We start from the raw sequence: 15,953 nt of genomic DNA on the forward strand, positions 1-15,953 counted from the left end.
GGTGTGAATTAATCGATCTAATCTTGGACGCGTCCGGGCAACGACATCAGATCTCACTCTGAGGAGACCTTCATGTCCTCTGCCCGATCCTCTGCCCTGACCCTGACCCTGTTCCGGGTCGTGCTCGGCCTGCTGTTCGCCTTCCACGGCGCGGCCTCGCTGTTCGGTGTGTTCGGCGGCAACCGCGGCTCCGGCCAGGCCGTCGAGTTCGCCGCCTGGCCCGGCTGGTGGGCCGCGCTCATCCAGCTCACCGGCGGCATCCTGGTGATCACGGGGCTGGCGACGCGGCCGGCCGCACTGCTCTGCTCCGGCTCCATGGCGTACGCCTACTTCGTGGTGCACCAGACCCAGGGCCTGCTCCCGCTGAACAACGGCGGCGAGGCGGCCGCCCTGTTCTGCTGGTCGTTCCTCATCGTCGCGGTGCTCGGCCCGGGTGCCTTCTCACTCGACGCCCTGCTCCGCCGCCGCACCCCCGCCCGACGCGGCTCGCTGGCCACCGCCTCCTAGCAGGACCGACCGAAGGAAGGGCACCTTCACCTCGCCATGCGAGGTAGAAGGTGCCCTTGCCATCCTCGTTCTGCCCGGGGCGGTTCACGCGAGGGCGGGCTCCGGCGTCGCGGCCTGCGTACGCGCCCGCCGCGCCCACCGTACGGCGGCCGGCACGGCGGCGCCGCTGGCCGCGAAGACCAGGCCGAACAGCAGCCAGCCGGGCCACCCCCAGCCGACGACGACAGTGGCCAGCAGGGCGGGCGCGACGACACCGGCCAGCGCGAACCCGGTGCCGTACATGCCCTGGTACTGCCCCTGTGCGTGCTCGGGTGCGAGGTCGAACGAGATGCCCCACGAGCCCGCGGCCTGGCGCAGCTCGCCGAGCACGTGCACCAGCGCCGCGGCGACCAGCGCGGCGGTGGCGAGCCAGGCGCTCTGCCCCGCGGCGAGGCTGTAGAGCACACACGCGCCGAGCAGCAGCAGGCCGGACGTCCGCTGCGCGATGGCGGCCCCTTCCGCGGTGGCGGTGCCCCGGCTGGCCCGGATCTGGAACAGCACCACGACGGTGGCGTTCAGCAGGCCCAGCATGGCGACGACCCAGGCCGGTGCGTTGGTGCGCTCGACCACCCAGAGCGGCACGGCGACGTTGAGCATGCCGTAGTGGATGCACAGCACACCGTTGAGCGCCGCGAGCGCGAGGTACGGGCGGTCCCGCAATACGATCAGGGCGGGGCCGGACGCGCGCCGAGGCTGTGCCGCGACGGGGGGCACACGCATGACCAGCGAAGACGCCAGCAAGGCCAGGGCGACGCAGACCACGAGAATCGCGACGTAGGCCGACCTGGTGTCGTACTTCAGGGCCACCCCGGCGATCAGCGCGCCGACGCCCCAGCCCACGTTGGTGACGGCACGCAGCATCGCCCGGGTGCGCACCCGGTGCTCGGCGGGAATCGACCCGGCGATGAGCGCCCCGTTCGCGGCTCCGAAGCCCGCTTCCAGCAACTGCACCCCGGCGGCGACCAGGACGAAGCCCGCGAATCCGTGTACGGCGAGGTAGCCCAGCATGAGCGCCGCCCGCGCCAGGCCGAAGGCGACCATGACCCGGCGGGGCCCGACCCGGTCGGCCAGGTGCCCGGCCGGCACCCCGGCGAGCAGCCCGACCACGGCGGCGATGGTGAGCCCGAGCCCGACCTGGCCGGCGGACAGCCCCACCGAGCGGGTGAAGAAGATGACGCTGACCGTGATGAACAGGCCGCGGGACGTGGACCCGGCGAGGGTGCTGAAGACCAGGGCGCGGGTGGCCGGGTGGGCGGGCAGCAGGTTGATCATCCGGGAGAGCACGCTGGGCAGGCTAACGCGGATGCCTGGCAGGCACGCACCTGTTTTACGTGCTCCTCGTCACGCGATACCGCCGAGCACCTGACGACGATCCTCATCCTGCGGCGCGCACACGCCGGCGACCAGCGCCTGCCCAGATCCCGCGACTTCTGGACCACCGTCTACCAGTCGATCGACGACTGACAGCGCCGATGATCGCCGTTTCGGGGCGGAAACTGCGGTGGCACCCGAGGTTCTGACCCGAAACGGCGATCATGGACGGGCCGCCGTAGCGGTGGGACGGCGGCCCGGCATGGGTCAGCTGACGCCGAGGAGGTGCTCCAGCGCCAGCTGGTTGAGCTGCACGAACGCGCCGCCCTTGGCGGCCTGGGCGTCCACGTCGAAGTCCTCGAAGGAGGACCGGTCGGCCAGCAGCTCGGTGTAGGTCTCGCCCGCGCCCAGGGTCGGCACGGCCAGCTCGTCGTAGCGGGCGGCGGCGCGGGCCTCGGCGACCCGCGGGTCGGCCCGGAACGTCGCGACGCGCTCCTTGAGCAGCAGGTACGTGCGCATGTTCGCGGCCGCCGACGCCCATACGCCGTCGAGGTCCTCGGTGCGGGAGGGCTTGTAGTCGAAGTGGCGCGGGCCGTGGTAGGCCGGGCCGCCGTCGGCTGCGCCGAACTCCAGCAGGTCGACCAGGAAGAACGCGTTGACGATGTCGCCGTGGCCGAACACCAGGTCCTGGTCGTACTTGATGCCGCGCTGGCCGTTGAGGTCGATGTGGAACAGCTTGCCGTGCCACAGCGCCTGGGCGATGCCGTGCACGAAGTTGAGGCCGGCCATCTGCTCGTGCCCGACCTCGGGGTTGAGGCCGACCATGTCGCGGTGCTCGAGGCTGTCGATGAACGCGAGGGCGTGGCCGATCGTCGGGAGCAGGATGTCGCCGCGGGGCTCGTTGGGCTTGGGCTCCAGCGCGAACTTCAGCCCGTAACCCCGGTCGATGCTGTACTGCGCGAGCATGTCCAGGCCCTCGCGGTAGCGCTCGAGCGCGGTGCGCACGTCCTTGGAGCCGTCGTACTCGGTGCCCTCGCGGCCGCCCCACAGCACGTAGGTCTGCGCGCCCAGCTCGGCGGCGAGGTCCATGTTGCGCATGACCTTGCGCAGCGCGTACCGCCGCACGGCGCGGTCGTTGCTGGTGAAGCCGCCGTCCTTGAAGACCGGGTGGGTGAACAGGTTGGTGGTCGCCGTCGGCACGACCATGCCGGTCTCGGACAGCGCCGCCTGGAAGCGCTTGATGATGCGCGCGCGCTCGCTGTCGTCGGAGCCGAACGGGATCAGGTCGTCGTCGTGGAACGTGACACCCCACGCGCCCAGCTCGGCGAGGCGGTGCACGGACTCGACCGGGTCGATCGGCTCGCGGGTGGCGTCGCCGAACGGGTCCCGGCCGGGCCATCCCACGGTCCAGAGGCCGAACGCGAACTTGTCGGCCGGAGTCGGCTGCGTCATGTCATCTCCCTGAAATCTTGTTTGTTCAGCCATTGAACTTATAGGGTGTGGCATTGTCAAGACCATGCCGCCCCGCCCGCCGCGCCGAGACGATCCGGTGCGCCAGCGCAGCCTGCGCGATCACAACCTCGCGCTGGTGCTGCGCCATGTCACCGCCTCGAACCGGCCGCCGTCACGGGCCGAGATCGCGGCGGCCAGCGGGCTGACCCGGGCCACCGTCTCCACGATCGTCGACGAGCTGATCGCCGGAGGGCTGGTCGCCGAACTGGAGCCCGTGTCCCGCTCCGGCGTCGGCCGTCCCGGCACCGGCATCGTGCCCGCGGGCACCGGCCCGGCCGGGCTCGGCATGGAGGTCAACGTCGACTACTTGGCCGTGTGCGCGGTGGACCTGACGGGAGCCGTACGCCATCGCCAGGTGCGCCACCTGGACCAGCGCGAGCACAGTCCCGCGCAGACCTGGCAGGCGCTCGCGGAGCTGGCCGATCAGGCGGTGGCCGCCGTCGCGGCGCAGCGCCTGACCCCGGCCGGCGGCGTGATCGCCGTTCCGGGCCTGGTCGAGGGCGACACCATCCGGATCGCCCCGAACCTCGGCTGGCAGCAGGTCGCCCTGCCCCGGCCGGAGGACCTGGGCGGACTGCGCGACCTGCCACTGGACGTCGCCAACGAGGCCACGCTGGCCGCGCTGGGGGAGCGGCACGCCACCGGGCTGCGCAGCTTCCTCTACGTGTCCGGCGAGATCGGCATCGGCGGCGGCATCGTGCTGGACGGGGAGCTGTTCGGTGGTTCGCACGGCTGGGCGGGCGAGATCGGCCACGTGACCATCGACCCGCAGGGCCCGGACTGCCACTGCGGTTCCCGCGGCTGCCTGGAGCAGTACGCCGGCGAGGAGGCCATCCGTGCCGCGGCCGGTCTGCGCGCGGGCGGGGCCGTGCTCGCGGACCTGGTCGACGGCGCCCGCCAGGGCGACGGGCCGGTGCTGGACGCGCTGGAACACGCCGGCACGGCCCTGGGCGTGGCGCTGTCGGGGGCGGTGAACCTGCTCGACATCGGCACGGTGGTGCTCGGCGGCCACTACGCCGAGCTGATCGACTGGCTGCGTCCCGCCATCGAGCGCGAGCTGGCCCGGCGCGTCATCACCGCCCGCTGGGCCCCGGCGAAGGTGCGCGCGTCCGCGCTGGGCTCCGACGCCGCCCTGGTCGGCGCGGCCCGCGCGGTCACCCAGGCCATCCTCGACGACCCGGCCCGTTTCCTGGCCACGCGCGCGGTGTCGGCGGCGTAGGCCGGTCGACGTTCCAGGCGATGGCGCGGCGCTGGTAGTCGCGCCCGGCGGACCAGCCGTGCCGACCAGCCCTCGGTGCGGCTGCGGCGGGCATAGCCTGTACGCATGGGTGCGATCACGGTTCTGCGACCACTGGCACTGGGCATGGCCACCGGGATGCGTTCCCAGCTCGGGCTGGCCGCGCTTGCGGTGGCCATGAGCCGGGGCGGCGGTAAGAAGGGCAGGAAAGGCCGCGGCTTCTCCTCGATGGTGCAGTCGCAGGTGCTGTCCAGCCCGCTGGTGCGCAAGAGCCTGGTCGCCACGGCCGCTACCGAACTCGTCGCCGACAAGCTGCCCAGCACTCCCAGCCGACTCAATCGCGGCCCGTTGCTGGCCCGGCTCGCGCTAGGCGGCCTGGCCGGCGGGCTGCTGGGCTGGTCCGACGAGCGCGGCTTGCCGCGCGCGGTGGCCGGTGCGGCGCTGGGCGCGGTCGGCGCGGGCCTGGGCGCGTTCGGCGGTCACCACGTGCGGGCCGCCCTCGACGAGCGGACCAACCTGCCTGATCGGTACTGGGCGCTGGCCGAGGACGTCACCGCCGTGGGCCTCGCGGCCTTCGCTGTAGCGGTCACCGACGACAGCGACTCCGAGGCGGACGCGGCGGAGCAGCACGCACCCCAGTTCAGCTTCGCCGGCTGACTGTCGGACGGCGAGCCGGCTCGGCCGCGACCCCGCAGAACGGGCAGGTCTCGAAGTGGCCCAAGCCTTCGCGTTGACAAGTGCTTAACCAATGGGTTAATAATTGCACTTGTGGTTACTGACCTGGACGAGACGCTCGCCGCGCTCGCCGACCCGACCCGCCGCCGCATCGTCGAGTTGCTGCGCGACGGGCCGCGGCGACCGGGCGAGCTGTCGGCTGCCTTCGAGATCTCTGCGCCTGCGATCAGCCGGCACCTGCGGGTGCTGCGGCGCAGCGGCATCGTGGAGGAGCGCGGCGTGGACAGCGACGCCCGGCTGAGGGTCTACCGGCTGCGCCCCGAGCCGATCGTGGCGCTGCAGGCGTGGCTCGACCAGGTGCAGGCCTTCTGGACCGATCAGCTCGGTGCGTTCAAGGCGCACGCCGAGCGTGTGAGCAGGGAGAACGAATCATGACCGCCACCGGCACCGCCGTCGCCGAGATCGAGGTCGCCTGCGACCCGGCCACCGCCTTCACCGTCTTCACCGCCGACATCGGCACCTGGTGGAAGCGCGGCACCCACTACTGGAACGACCCGGAGCGCGGGCGCAGCATGAGGTTCGAGCCGCAGGTCGGCGGCCGGTTCATCGAGGTGTACGACGACGGCGAGGGCTACGAGCTCGGCCGGGTGCAGGTGTGGGAGCCGGGCGAGCGGCTCGTGTTCGGCTGGCGCACCGCCGACTGGGCGCCGGGGGTGAGCACATCGGTGGAGGTGCGCTTCACGCCGGTGGCCGGCGGGACCCGGGTGACCATCGAGCACAGCGGCTGGGAGCAGTTCGGCGCGGGCGGCGCGGGGTCGGCCGAGGGCTACGGCAAGGGCTGGGCCGAGCTGCTCGGCTGGTACGCCGAGCAGGCGCGCTGATGTTCGCGCACCTGGCAGTCCACCATCCGAAGCCCGAGCACGCCGACGACCTGCTGGCCGCCATGCACAAGGTCGACGCCGCCGCGCAGGGCGCACCCGGGCTGATCCGGATCGGCGCGTGGCGCGACGAGCGCACCGACCGGCTGATCGGGCTGGCACTGTGGGATTCGAAGGAGGCGTTCGAGGCGGCCGCCCCGAGCATCTTCGCCGCGGTCGCGGGCGAGCCGCTCGACGAGTGGTCGACGAGTCCCCCCGACAGCCTGCACCTGCACCCGGCGTAGCGAATCGGGGGTGTAAGGAGCCGAAGACGGTATGGTACTTTCCCCGGCATGGCCGAGCAGAAGTTCCACACCGGAAGCCACGACCTGCCCGTGTCGGCGGCTCTCGACGAGTTCATGCGCACGGGCTGGCTCGACTCCGAGCACCACGACCTGCCGCAGGCCGAGGTGGCGGTGTGGACGCCGGCCCGCCGCGCGCGGCTGCACCAGGCGTTCCCGGGGCACCGGATCGTCGTGCCGGCGGGCACGTTCCAGGCGCGATCCAATGACCAGGACTACCGGTTCCGGGCGCACTCGGCATACGTGTGGCTGACCGGCGACCAGTCCAGCGACGGAGTCATGGTCGTCGAGCCGGACGGCGAGAGCACCCTCTACCTGCGTCCGCGGTCGGCGCGCGACAACGGCGAGTTCTTCCGCGACCGCCGCTACGGCGAGCTGTGGGCGGGCCGCCGCCCGACGCTGGGCGAGAGCACCCGCGCCCTGGGCGTGACCACCCGCCACCGCGGCGAGCTGGCCGCCGCGCTCAAGCCGGACACCCCCACGCTCGTGCTGCGCGGCCTGGACGCCGAGGTCGACGCGGCGGTCGCGCCGTCCGACGGCGACGTCGAGCTGAAAGCGGTGCTGGCCGAGCTGCGTCTGGTCAAGGACGCCTGGGAGATCACCCAGCTGGAGCAGGCCGTCGCGATCACCACCCGCGGCTTCGAGGACGTGGTGCGCGCTCTGCCGCAGGCCAAGGCGACCTCGGAGCGGCTGCTGGAAGGCGTGTTCTGGCAGCGCGCCCGGCTGGAGGGCAACGAGGTCGGCTACCACTCGATCGTCGCCGCCGGGGCGCACGCCGCCACGCTGCACTGGATCGACAACGACGGCCCGGTCCGCGACGGCGACCTGCTGCTGCTCGATGCGGGCGTGGAGACGCGCTCGCTCTACACCGCCGACATCACCCGGGTGCTGCCCATCTCCGGGCACTTCACCCCGCTGCAGCGCGACCTGTACGAGCTGTGCCGAAAGGCCAACGACGCCGCGCTCGCCGCGCTGGTGCCCGGGGCTGCCTACCGCGACTTCCACCGCGCCGCGATGCGCGTCTACGCGTACGGCCTGGCCGACCTGGGCATCCTGCCGGTCTCCGCCGAACAGGCTCTCGACGACGACAGCGGCTTGCACCGGCGCTGGACCCTGTGCGGCTCGGGGCACATGCTCGGCCTCGACGTGCACGACTGCGCGGCGGCGCGGGCGGACCACTACCTCGACGGGACGCTGACCCCGGGGCACGTGCTGACCGTGGAGCCGGGCATCTACTTCCAGCCCGACGACGGGCTGATCCCGGCCGAGCTGCGCGGCATGGGCTTCCGGATCGAGGAGGACCTGCTGATCACCGAGACCGGCTACCGGATGCTGTCCGACGGCCTGCCGCGTACCGCGTCCGACGTCGAGTCCTGGATGCACAGACTGGCTTCTTAACATTTCGTTCACAAGTCCGCAATGGACTGACGTGGTCGGCATGCTGACTGCGTCGCAGGCGCTCCGCGGGGGACTGTAGAGACCGCGCCGTCACTCGGCGTGATCTTCAATGGTCCCCACGAAAGCGAGCGCCTGTGAAAACCGTTCGACGGATACTGTCCGTATCGGTAGCCGCCGCCGTCGCGCTGGCGGTGTCGCTGCCCGCCGCCCCGGCCTCGGCCGACGGCGGGCTGCACGCCGTCGACCTCGGCACGCTCACCGGTACGTGCTGCAGCCAGGCGATCGCCATCAACGACCTCGGCGTCGTGGTCGGTTCGAGCCAGGTCGGCACCGGCGAGAACCCGCCCGAGCGGGCGTTCCGGTGGAAAGACGGCATCATGATCGACCTTGGCACGCTGGGTGGGTCCCGGTCCGGTGCGGGAGCGATCAACAACAACGGCTGGATCGTCGGCGGGAGCACCCTGCCCGACGGCAGCATGCGCGCGTTCCTCTGGCGGCCGGGCCTCGGCATGATCAACCTGGGCTCGCTGGGCGGGGAGAGTGTGGCCACCGACGTCAACGACAGCGGCGTCGTCGTCGGCTACTACGTCCTGAGCGGCGAACTGCGCGGCTTCCGCTGGGTCAACGGGGTGCTCAGCGACCTGAACACCCCGGACGGCTCGGGCTTCGTCGCGCAGGGCGTCAACAAGAACGGAAAGATCGCCGGTACCCACGTGAGCCAGCCCGCCACCTGGAAGAACGGCATCACGGTGTTGTCCGGGATCGTCGGTGAGGGCACGGCGGTCAACGACGGCGGCGACGTGTCCTTCGACTCGAGCCAGTCCCCGGCCGTGGTGGGCGTGTGGCGGGCCAACGGCACGGTGCTCACCCTGAACCCGCCGCCGAACACGGTCGACGCCGCCACCACCGGCATCAACGAGAGCCGGCACACCGTCGGCTGGCGGGTCACCCCGGCCGGCAACTTCCGCGGCGTGTACTGGTCGGAGCTCGGCACGCCGCACCTGCTGCCGGGCCTGGTGCCGGGCGGCCAGTCGATGGCGTGGGGCATGAACAGCCTCGGCCAGACCGTCGGCCAGGCGAACCTGACCGCCACCGGCGGGGAGTACCACGCCGTCCTCTGGACCACCTGACCTTTGACCAGCCCGGTCTGTTCAGTCCTGGGCCTGGTGCCCATGCCCTCTGCGAGAGAGTGAGTGCTCGTGAGAACAATTCGACGGATGCTGGCAGCATCGGCTGTCGCCGTCACCATGGCGGTGGTGCCGGCCGCCGCGCCGGCGACCGCGGCCGCCGGCCCGCACATCGTGGTGCTGGGCACGCTGACCGGCTCCTGCTGCAGCCAGGCGTTCGCCATCAACGACCACGGCGTCGTGGTCGGCCAGAGCCAGGTCGGCACCCAGGAGAATCCCCCCGAGCGGGCGGTCCGCTGGAAGGACGGCGTGATCACGGACCTCGGCACGCTGGGCGGGCCCAGGGCGTGGGCGACCGCGATCAACAACAACGGCTGGATCGTCGGCTTCAGCGAGCTGGCCGGCGAAAACGGCAATATCGGGCACGCGTTCCTGTGGCGGCCGGGCTTGGGCATGATCGACCTGGGTTCGCTGGGCGAGACCAGCATGGCCACCGGCATCAACGACAGTGGTGTCGTGGTCGGCCGGTACGTCGTCAACGGGCAGCTGCACGGCTTCCGCTGGGCCGGCGGGGTCATGACGAAGATCATCACGCCGACCGGGGAGGGCTTCGACCCGGCGGGCGTGAACAAGCACGGCAAGATCGGGGGCTCCCTCAACGGGGAGTACTCCGGCCAGCCCGCCTGGTGGAAGAACGGCCAGACGGTGGCGTCGGGGCTGGTCGGCCATGCCAGCGCCATCAACGACAGCGGCGACGTGTCCGGCACGTACTGGGAGCCCACGCAGGGCGCGTTCGTGTGGCGGGCCGACGGCACCGTGCTGCACCTGGGCATGCCCGCCGGGGCGAAGTTCGCCGAGGCGACCGGGATCAACGAGAGCCGGCACACGGTCGGTCACCGCACCACCGAGTTCGGCAACGTCCGCGCCGTGTACTGGTCGGAGTTCGGCACGCCGCGCCTGCTGCCCGGGCTGGTGCCGGGCGGGCAGTCGATGGCGTTCGGCATGAACCGGCTCGGCCAGACCGTCGGGCAGGCCAACCTCACCGCCACGGGCGGCGAGTACACCGCCGTCCTCTGGACCAACTGAGCACCTCGAACCGGGCAGGGTGCCCGGACGCGCGGCTTCGGCCGCGCGTCCGGGCGCCCTGCCCGCGTCATCGGCCGAACGGCCGAGTTGGCTGTCGACAATGGATGGTTGAACCGGTCGCCAATCCGATTGCGCCGTCAACATATCGGAGGAGACTTCGTGGATCAGGCCCCACGGGGGGCGTGAACCTCTGTCCCACTAGAGAAAGCGACAGCCTGTGCAGAGAACTCGTCTTCGTGCGCTCATCGCGTCCCTGGCCGTGCTGGCCGCCGGTGCGGTGGCACTGCCCGCCTCCCCGGCAGCGGCGGCCGACCCGGTGCAGATCATCGATCTGGGCACCCTCGGCGGCGCGTGCTGCAGCGCCGCGACCGCTGTCAACGACAACGGCGTGGTCGTCGGCTACAGCGGGGCACCGGGCCAGACCGCCCCGATGCGCGCGTTCCGCTGGAAGAACGGCGTCATGACCGACATCGGCAGCCTGGGCGGCACGCGGACCTACCCAGCCGACGTCAACAACAACGGCTGGATCGTCGGCTTCAGCCTGCTGGCCGACAACGTCACCACGCACGCCTTCCTGTGGCGGCCGAACCTGGGCATGACCGACCTCGGCGCCCTGGACGGCAACTACAGCTCGGCCACCGGCGTCAACGACAACGGCGTGGTGGTCGGCCGGGCGATCGTCGACGGCACCACGACGAGCTTCCGCTGGGCGGCCGGGGTGATGACCGAGCTCGACTATCCCGCCGGGAGCATGAACCTGACCTTCACGGCCCAGGCGGTCAACAACAGCGGGGTCGTCGCCGGCGATCTCGGTGACATGGCCGCCAGGCTGGTCAACGGCAACGCTACGACGGCGCCGTCGCCGGAGCCGCGCGGCTCGTGGGCCGAGGGGATCAACAACGCTGGTGACATCGCGGGCACGTGGTGGGAGGACACCGACGGCGCCTTCGTGTGGAAGTCCGACGGGACCGTGGTGACGCTGGCCAAGCCCACCGGCGCCTTCGGCGCGTACCCGGCCGACATCAACGACGACGGTGACTCGGTGGGCTCCAGCTACTACACCAGCGGCCCGACCAGGGCCGTCTACTGGTCCGAGACCGGCGTGGTGCACCGGCTGCCGAGCCTGGTCACCGGTGCCGGAACGCTGGCGCAGGCAGTCAACAAGTTCGGCGTGACGGTCGGCACCGCGCAGGTGTCGGTCGGCGGCGACTGGCACGCGGTGATCTGGACCCACTGACGCGGTCGAACGGGCCGGGCGTGGCCCCATGGGGTAACGCCCGGCCCGCTACTCCGTTCGACATCGCAGCCAGCCGTCCGCAATGGACCGCGGCGGTCAGCATGCTGACTGCGCGACAGGCGTCCGGCAGGGCACCGTGAAGGCCACGCCATCACCCGGCGTGGCCTTCGGCCGTCCGCGAGGAAGTGAGCGCCTGTGAGAACAGTCCGTCGGATACTGTCCGTACCGGTCATCGCAGTCCTGCTGGCGGTGTCCCTGCAAGCCGCCCCGGCCGGGGCCGCCGGCCCGCACATCGTCGTCCTGGGCAACCTGTCCGGCAGCTGCTGCAGCGGGGCTCTCGCGATCAACGACCTCGGCGTCGTGGTCGGCTACAGCATGGTCGGCACCGGCGAGAACCCGCCCGAACACGCCTTCCGCTGGAAGAACGGCGTGCTGACCGACCTCGGCACGCTGGGCGGCGTCCGCGCGGTCGCCACCGCGATCAACAACAACGGCTGGATCGTCGGCTACAGCGAGCTGACCCCGGGCGACTTCCTCACCCACGCGTTCCTGTGGCGGCCGGGCATCGGCATGACCGACCTGGGTTCGCTCGGCGCCAGCAGCATCGCCACCGGCATCAACGACAGCGGCGTGGTCGTCGGCCGGTATCTGCTCGACGGCGAGCTGCACGGCTTCCGCTGGTCCGGCGGCGTGACGACCACGATCGATGGCCCGGACGGGGTGCGCTTCGACGCGGCGGGCATCAACAAGCACGGCAAGATGGGCGGCACTCTTTACAGGTACCCCGGTGACCCGGCCACCTGGAAGAACGGCCAGGTGGTGGCCTCCGGCCTGGTCGGCCACGCCACCGGCATCAACGACAACGGCGACGTGTCCGGCACGTACTGGGACTCCCGGCAGGGCGCGTTCGTGTGGCGGGCCGACGGCACCGTGCTGCACCTGGCCATGCCCGCCGGGGGTGTGCTGGCCACGACGACCGGGCTCAACGAGAGCCGGCACACGGTCGGCTGGCGATCGGCCGAGGACGGGTCCACCCGCGCCGTGTACTGGTCGGAGTTCGGCACGCCGCGCCTGCTTCCCGGCCTGATGCCGGGCGGCGGATCGGGGGCCTGGGGCGTGAACCGGCTCGGCCAGACCGTCGGGCAGGCCAACCTGAACGCCACCGGCACCGAGTACATTGCGGTGCTCTGGACGCGCTGATACCGCTCGCACGGCCCGGTGTCTGCCGTTGCGTCGCAACGGTGACATCGGGCCGCGCGAAGTATGGCGCAACCGCTGAGTGCCCGGTCGCCATTGGACGATCATCACGGATCGTAGCGCCGATGCCCCACCGGCTGCGGCGTTGCATACTGCGGTGATCAGGCCCTACGGGGGCCGTGACACCTGCGAGAAAAGAGAGCCTGTTGAAGGCAGATCGTCGTCAAATCCTGACCATCGGCGTGTCCGCGGCGATCGCGGCCGCCACCGCGCCGCTGGTGTCCTCGCCGGCGTTCGCGGCTGCACCGCAGATCACCGATCTCGGCCTGCTGCCGGGCACCACCGACAGCGTCGCGACCGACCTCAACGAGCACGGCGTCGTCGTCGGCAACAGCACCATCGGCAGCGGCCCGACGCAGGTCGCCCGCGCGTTCCGCTGGAAGAACGGCGTGCTGTCCGACCTCGGCTCGCTGGGCGGGCAGAAGGTCAGCGCCATCGGGATCAACAACAACGGCTGGATCGTCGGCTCCAGCACACTGGCCGACAACACCACCTACCGGGCGTTCCTCTGGCGGCCGGGACTGGGCATGGTCCCGGTCGGTCCCGTGGACGGCTTCGCCAACGACATCAACGACGCGGGCGTGGTGGTGGGCCACTACTACGACCAGGAGTTCGGCCGGCGGGGATTCCGCTGGGAGAACGGCGTGACAACCGTGGTCGAGTACGCAGCCGGCGGGACAGACCTCGAATGGCGCAAGTTCCTGCCCACGCAGATCAATAACAACGGGGTGATCACCGGCGACAACCGGGACCAGGCCGCTCGCTGGGTGAACGGCACCGTCACCATCGCCGGCACGGGAGGCGCGTGGTCCGGGGGCATCAACGCGGCCGGCGACGTGACCGTCACCACCTACTCGCCGACGGAGAGCGCCTTCGTGTGGAAGGCGGACGGCGCCACCCGCCCGCTGCAGGTCCCCGCGGGCGCCGACCGGGTGTGGCCGACGGGCATCAACGCCGACGGCGACGCGGTCGGCAGCGCCAACACCGGCAACAACAACATCATGCGGGCGGTGTACTGGTCGGAGACCGGCGTGGTGCACAGCCTGCCGAGCCTCGTGCCGGGTGGGCAGGCCGGCGCGACGCGGGTGAACAACAGCAGCCAGGTCGTCGGCTGGGCACACCTCGCCGACGGCACGACCCGCGCGGTGCTCTGGAAGTCCTGACCCGATCGGCGACGACGGCAGGTCCCGATCGGCGCGGGGCCTGCCCGTGAAACCTCGCGCAGCGGCTGGACCGGCTCGACTAGGCTCGCCGATCGTGACCGTGGTCTTCTGCGCCGACCCACTCGCCCCGACCCGCCCCGATCCGCACTTCGCCGCCCAGGTCCGAGCCGTGCGAGACGCGGGCGGCGCCGTGGCCCTGCTCGACCATGACGCCCTGCTGGCCGGTGACCTCGCCACCGCGGTCCGCCGCATCCCGCGTGACCTGGGCGAGGTCTGGTACCGCGGCTGGATGGTTCCGGCGGGCCGCTACGCCGAGCTGGCCGACACGCTCGCCGGGCGAGGGGTGACCCTGCGCGTCTCCGCGGCCGCCTACCGGGCCGCACATGAGCTGCCCGGTTGGTACGCCGCCCTGGCGCCGGTGACGCCGGCCAGCGTATGGACGCCCTGGCAGCCCGGCGAGTCGCCGAGCGTCGAGCAGGTCGCCGAGCTCGTCGCGCCGCTGGGCGGCGGACCTGGCGTCGTCAAGGACTACGTCAAGTCCCGCAAGCACGAGTGGGCCGAGGCCTGCTACATCCCGGACCTCGCCGACGTCACGCCCGCGCATCGCGTCGTGTCCCGCATGGTCGAACTGCAGGAGGAGTTCCTGCAGGGCGGCATCGTGGTGCGCCGGTTCGAGGACTTCGCCCGGCAGGGCGGCCGCACCGTCGAGGCCCGGGTGTGGTGGGTGCACGGTGAGCCGGTCCTGGCCGGTCCGCACCCGGACACCCCGGACCTGTTCCGCGAGCCCGACCTGTCGGCGATCACCCCACTGGTGGCCGCGTTCGGGCACCCGTTCGTCACCACCGATGTCGCGCTGCGTGACGACGGGACCTGGCGGGTGGTCGAACTGGGTGACGGTCAGGTCAGCGATCTGCCGACGGTGCTCGATCCGTCCGCTGTCCTCGACCACCTGAACTGAGTACTTGCAGCTCAGCGTCCCGGAACCGGTTCCGGGAGGCTAGAACGCGGGCAGCTCCGCGGTACGCGCCGTCCGCCGGTTGCGCTGCCCGGGGATGCGGCCCACCGGCGGCGTGCTACCCCGGCTGACCAGGAAGGTCTCGAACACCACCGGGTCGTCGGCGGCGGGCTCGCCGCGCAGGCGATCGATGAGGGTACGAGCCGCGGCCGCGCCCATCTCCTCCCACGGCACCCGCACCGTGGTCAGCGGCGGCAGCGTGTACGCCGCCGGCGGCACGTCACCGAAACCGACGACGGCGACCTCGCCGGGCACCTGGCGGCCGGCCTCCTGCAGCGCCCGCAGCGCGCCCGCGGCCATCGGGTCGCCGTGCACGAACAGGCCGTCGAAGAACAACCGCGCACGCAGCAGGCGCTGTACGGCGTCGTAGCCGCCCTGCTCGGTCCCGTCGGCCTCGGTCACGTGGCTGGCCCGCAGCACCGCGCCGGTGCCGGTCAGCAGGTCGGCGAACCCGCCGGCGCAGGCGGCTCCGGCCGGATCCTCGACAGGTCCTGTGATCATGGCGAGCCGCAGTCGGCCCGCGGCCAGCAGCAACTCCGCGGCTCGCCGCCCCCCGTCGGTGTAGTCCGCGCCGACCGACGGCAGTGGTGTGCGCTGCCCGCCGGTGTCCACCACGACCACGGGCAGGCCCTGCCGGTGCAGGTCACGCAGGTGTTCCAGGGCGACGCCGGGGTCCACGGCGAGCACACCGTCCACCGCGTGGCCGCGTACGCTCGCCGCGAACCGCTCCAGCGCCGGGCCGCCGCCCGCGGCCGAGTGCAGCAGCAGTCCGTAACCGGACGGCTCCACCACGTCGGCGACACCCTGCAGCAGCTCCGGCATCCACGGCGTACGCAGCGTCGGCGCGAGCACCCCGATCGTGCGGGTGCGCCCGCGGGCCAGGTCGACGGCGCGGGAACTGGGCACGTACCCGGTCTCGGCCATGATCTCCTCGATCCGGGCCTGGGTGGCCCGGTCGACGTCGGGGCGGCCGTTGAGCACGCGCGACACCGTCGCCTTGCTCACCCCGGCCAGCCGGGCGACGTCGGCGATCGTCACGCGCATGTGGACCTCCGAGAAACCACGCCGTCTCGCGGTACCGGTACCGGAACCGGTGGCGGCTACACACGGTAAGCGGCGGCGAGGCAGCGCTGTCAAGACCGCTCGGTTATCCGGTCGGCGGGAACCGAC

At 71.8% G+C, this 15,953-nt stretch carries 16 protein-coding genes; 13 read left to right on the forward strand and 3 right to left on the reverse strand.

Annotation, left to right across the window (positions count from 1 at the left end):
- Positions 1–72: 72 nt before the first annotated feature.
- The gene (locus F6W97_RS03550; RefSeq protein ID WP_155368623.1) at positions 73–507 is read left to right on the forward strand and encodes a DoxX family protein; all 435 of its coding nucleotides are present in this window, start codon (positions 73–75) and stop codon (positions 505–507) included.
- A gap of 84 nt (positions 508–591) precedes the next feature.
- Here F6W97_RS03550 and F6W97_RS03555 read toward each other — a convergent pair whose 3' ends face one another.
- Both F6W97_RS03555 and xylA read right to left on the reverse strand, forming a co-directional pair.
- Positions 592–1,830 (reverse strand): MFS transporter, encoded by a 1,239-nt coding sequence (locus tag F6W97_RS03555; protein ID WP_230686377.1) that lies wholly within the window; start codon positions 1,828–1,830, stop codon positions 592–594.
- A 294-nt stretch (positions 1,831–2,124) separates the two neighbouring features.
- Positions 2,125–3,309, reverse strand: a complete 1,185-nt coding sequence (gene xylA / locus F6W97_RS03560) for a xylose isomerase (RefSeq protein WP_155368624.1) — start codon at positions 3,307–3,309, stop codon at positions 2,125–2,127.
- Positions 3,310–3,373: 64 nt separating this feature from the next.
- Between xylA and F6W97_RS03565 the strand changes: the two genes are divergently transcribed.
- From F6W97_RS03565 to F6W97_RS03620, 12 genes are all read left to right on the forward strand, one after another.
- Positions 3,374–4,588 (forward strand): ROK family transcriptional regulator, encoded by a 1,215-nt coding sequence (locus F6W97_RS03565; RefSeq protein ID WP_155368625.1) that lies wholly within the window; start codon positions 3,374–3,376, stop codon positions 4,586–4,588.
- A 105-nt stretch (positions 4,589–4,693) separates the two neighbouring features.
- Positions 4,694–5,263 carry a DUF4126 family protein gene (locus F6W97_RS03570; RefSeq protein ID WP_155368626.1) on the forward strand — a complete coding sequence of 190 codons (570 nt, stop codon included), beginning with the start codon at positions 4,694–4,696 and terminating at the stop codon, positions 5,261–5,263.
- 111 nt (positions 5,264–5,374) lie between these two features.
- On the forward strand, positions 5,375–5,716 hold the full coding sequence (locus tag F6W97_RS03575; protein ID WP_155368627.1) for an ArsR/SmtB family transcription factor: 342 nt from the start codon (positions 5,375–5,377) through the stop codon (positions 5,714–5,716).
- Complete coding sequence (locus tag F6W97_RS03580; protein WP_230686378.1) at positions 5,713–6,162, forward strand: SRPBCC domain-containing protein; 450 nt, start codon at positions 5,713–5,715, stop codon at positions 6,160–6,162. The genes F6W97_RS03575 and F6W97_RS03580 overlap by 4 nt, the downstream gene beginning before the upstream one ends.
- Positions 6,162–6,443 (forward strand): antibiotic biosynthesis monooxygenase family protein, encoded by a 282-nt coding sequence (locus tag F6W97_RS03585; protein ID WP_155368628.1) that lies wholly within the window; start codon positions 6,162–6,164, stop codon positions 6,441–6,443. Before F6W97_RS03580 ends, F6W97_RS03585 begins: the two co-directional genes overlap by 1 nt.
- A 48-nt stretch (positions 6,444–6,491) precedes the next feature.
- Positions 6,492–7,898: an aminopeptidase P family protein gene (locus tag F6W97_RS03590; RefSeq protein WP_155368629.1), complete on the forward strand. Its 1,407-nt coding sequence runs from the start codon at positions 6,492–6,494 to the stop codon at positions 7,896–7,898.
- A 134-nt stretch (positions 7,899–8,032) separates the two neighbouring features.
- The gene (locus F6W97_RS03595) at positions 8,033–9,028 is read left to right on the forward strand and encodes a hypothetical protein (RefSeq protein WP_155368630.1); all 996 of its coding nucleotides are present in this window, start codon (positions 8,033–8,035) and stop codon (positions 9,026–9,028) included.
- Between the two features lie 87 nt (positions 9,029–9,115).
- Positions 9,116–10,111, forward strand: a complete 996-nt coding sequence (locus F6W97_RS03600) for a hypothetical protein (RefSeq protein WP_155368631.1) — start codon at positions 9,116–9,118, stop codon at positions 10,109–10,111.
- 217 nt (positions 10,112–10,328) lie between these two features.
- Positions 10,329–11,348 (forward strand): hypothetical protein, encoded by a 1,020-nt coding sequence (locus F6W97_RS03605; RefSeq protein WP_155368632.1) that lies wholly within the window; start codon positions 10,329–10,331, stop codon positions 11,346–11,348.
- A gap of 195 nt (positions 11,349–11,543) precedes the next feature.
- Entirely contained in the window at positions 11,544–12,548 is a 1,005-nt protein-coding gene (locus F6W97_RS03610) for a hypothetical protein (protein WP_155368633.1), read from the forward strand.
- Between the two features lie 203 nt (positions 12,549–12,751).
- Entirely contained in the window at positions 12,752–13,768 is a 1,017-nt protein-coding gene (locus F6W97_RS03615) for a hypothetical protein (RefSeq protein WP_196278959.1), read from the forward strand.
- A gap of 94 nt (positions 13,769–13,862) precedes the next feature.
- The gene (locus F6W97_RS03620; RefSeq protein ID WP_230686379.1) at positions 13,863–14,726 is read left to right on the forward strand and encodes an ATP-grasp domain-containing protein; all 864 of its coding nucleotides are present in this window, start codon (positions 13,863–13,865) and stop codon (positions 14,724–14,726) included.
- 39 nt (positions 14,727–14,765) lie between these two features.
- On the opposite strand, the gene F6W97_RS03625 is transcribed toward F6W97_RS03620, so the two are convergent.
- Entirely contained in the window at positions 14,766–15,827 is a 1,062-nt protein-coding gene (locus tag F6W97_RS03625) for a LacI family DNA-binding transcriptional regulator (protein WP_155368635.1), read from the reverse strand.
- Between the last annotated feature and the right edge of the window lie 126 nt (positions 15,828–15,953).

This window comes from Catellatospora vulcania, assembly GCF_009720385.1.
GTDB lineage: Bacteria > Actinomycetota > Actinomycetes > Mycobacteriales > Micromonosporaceae > Catellatospora > Catellatospora vulcania.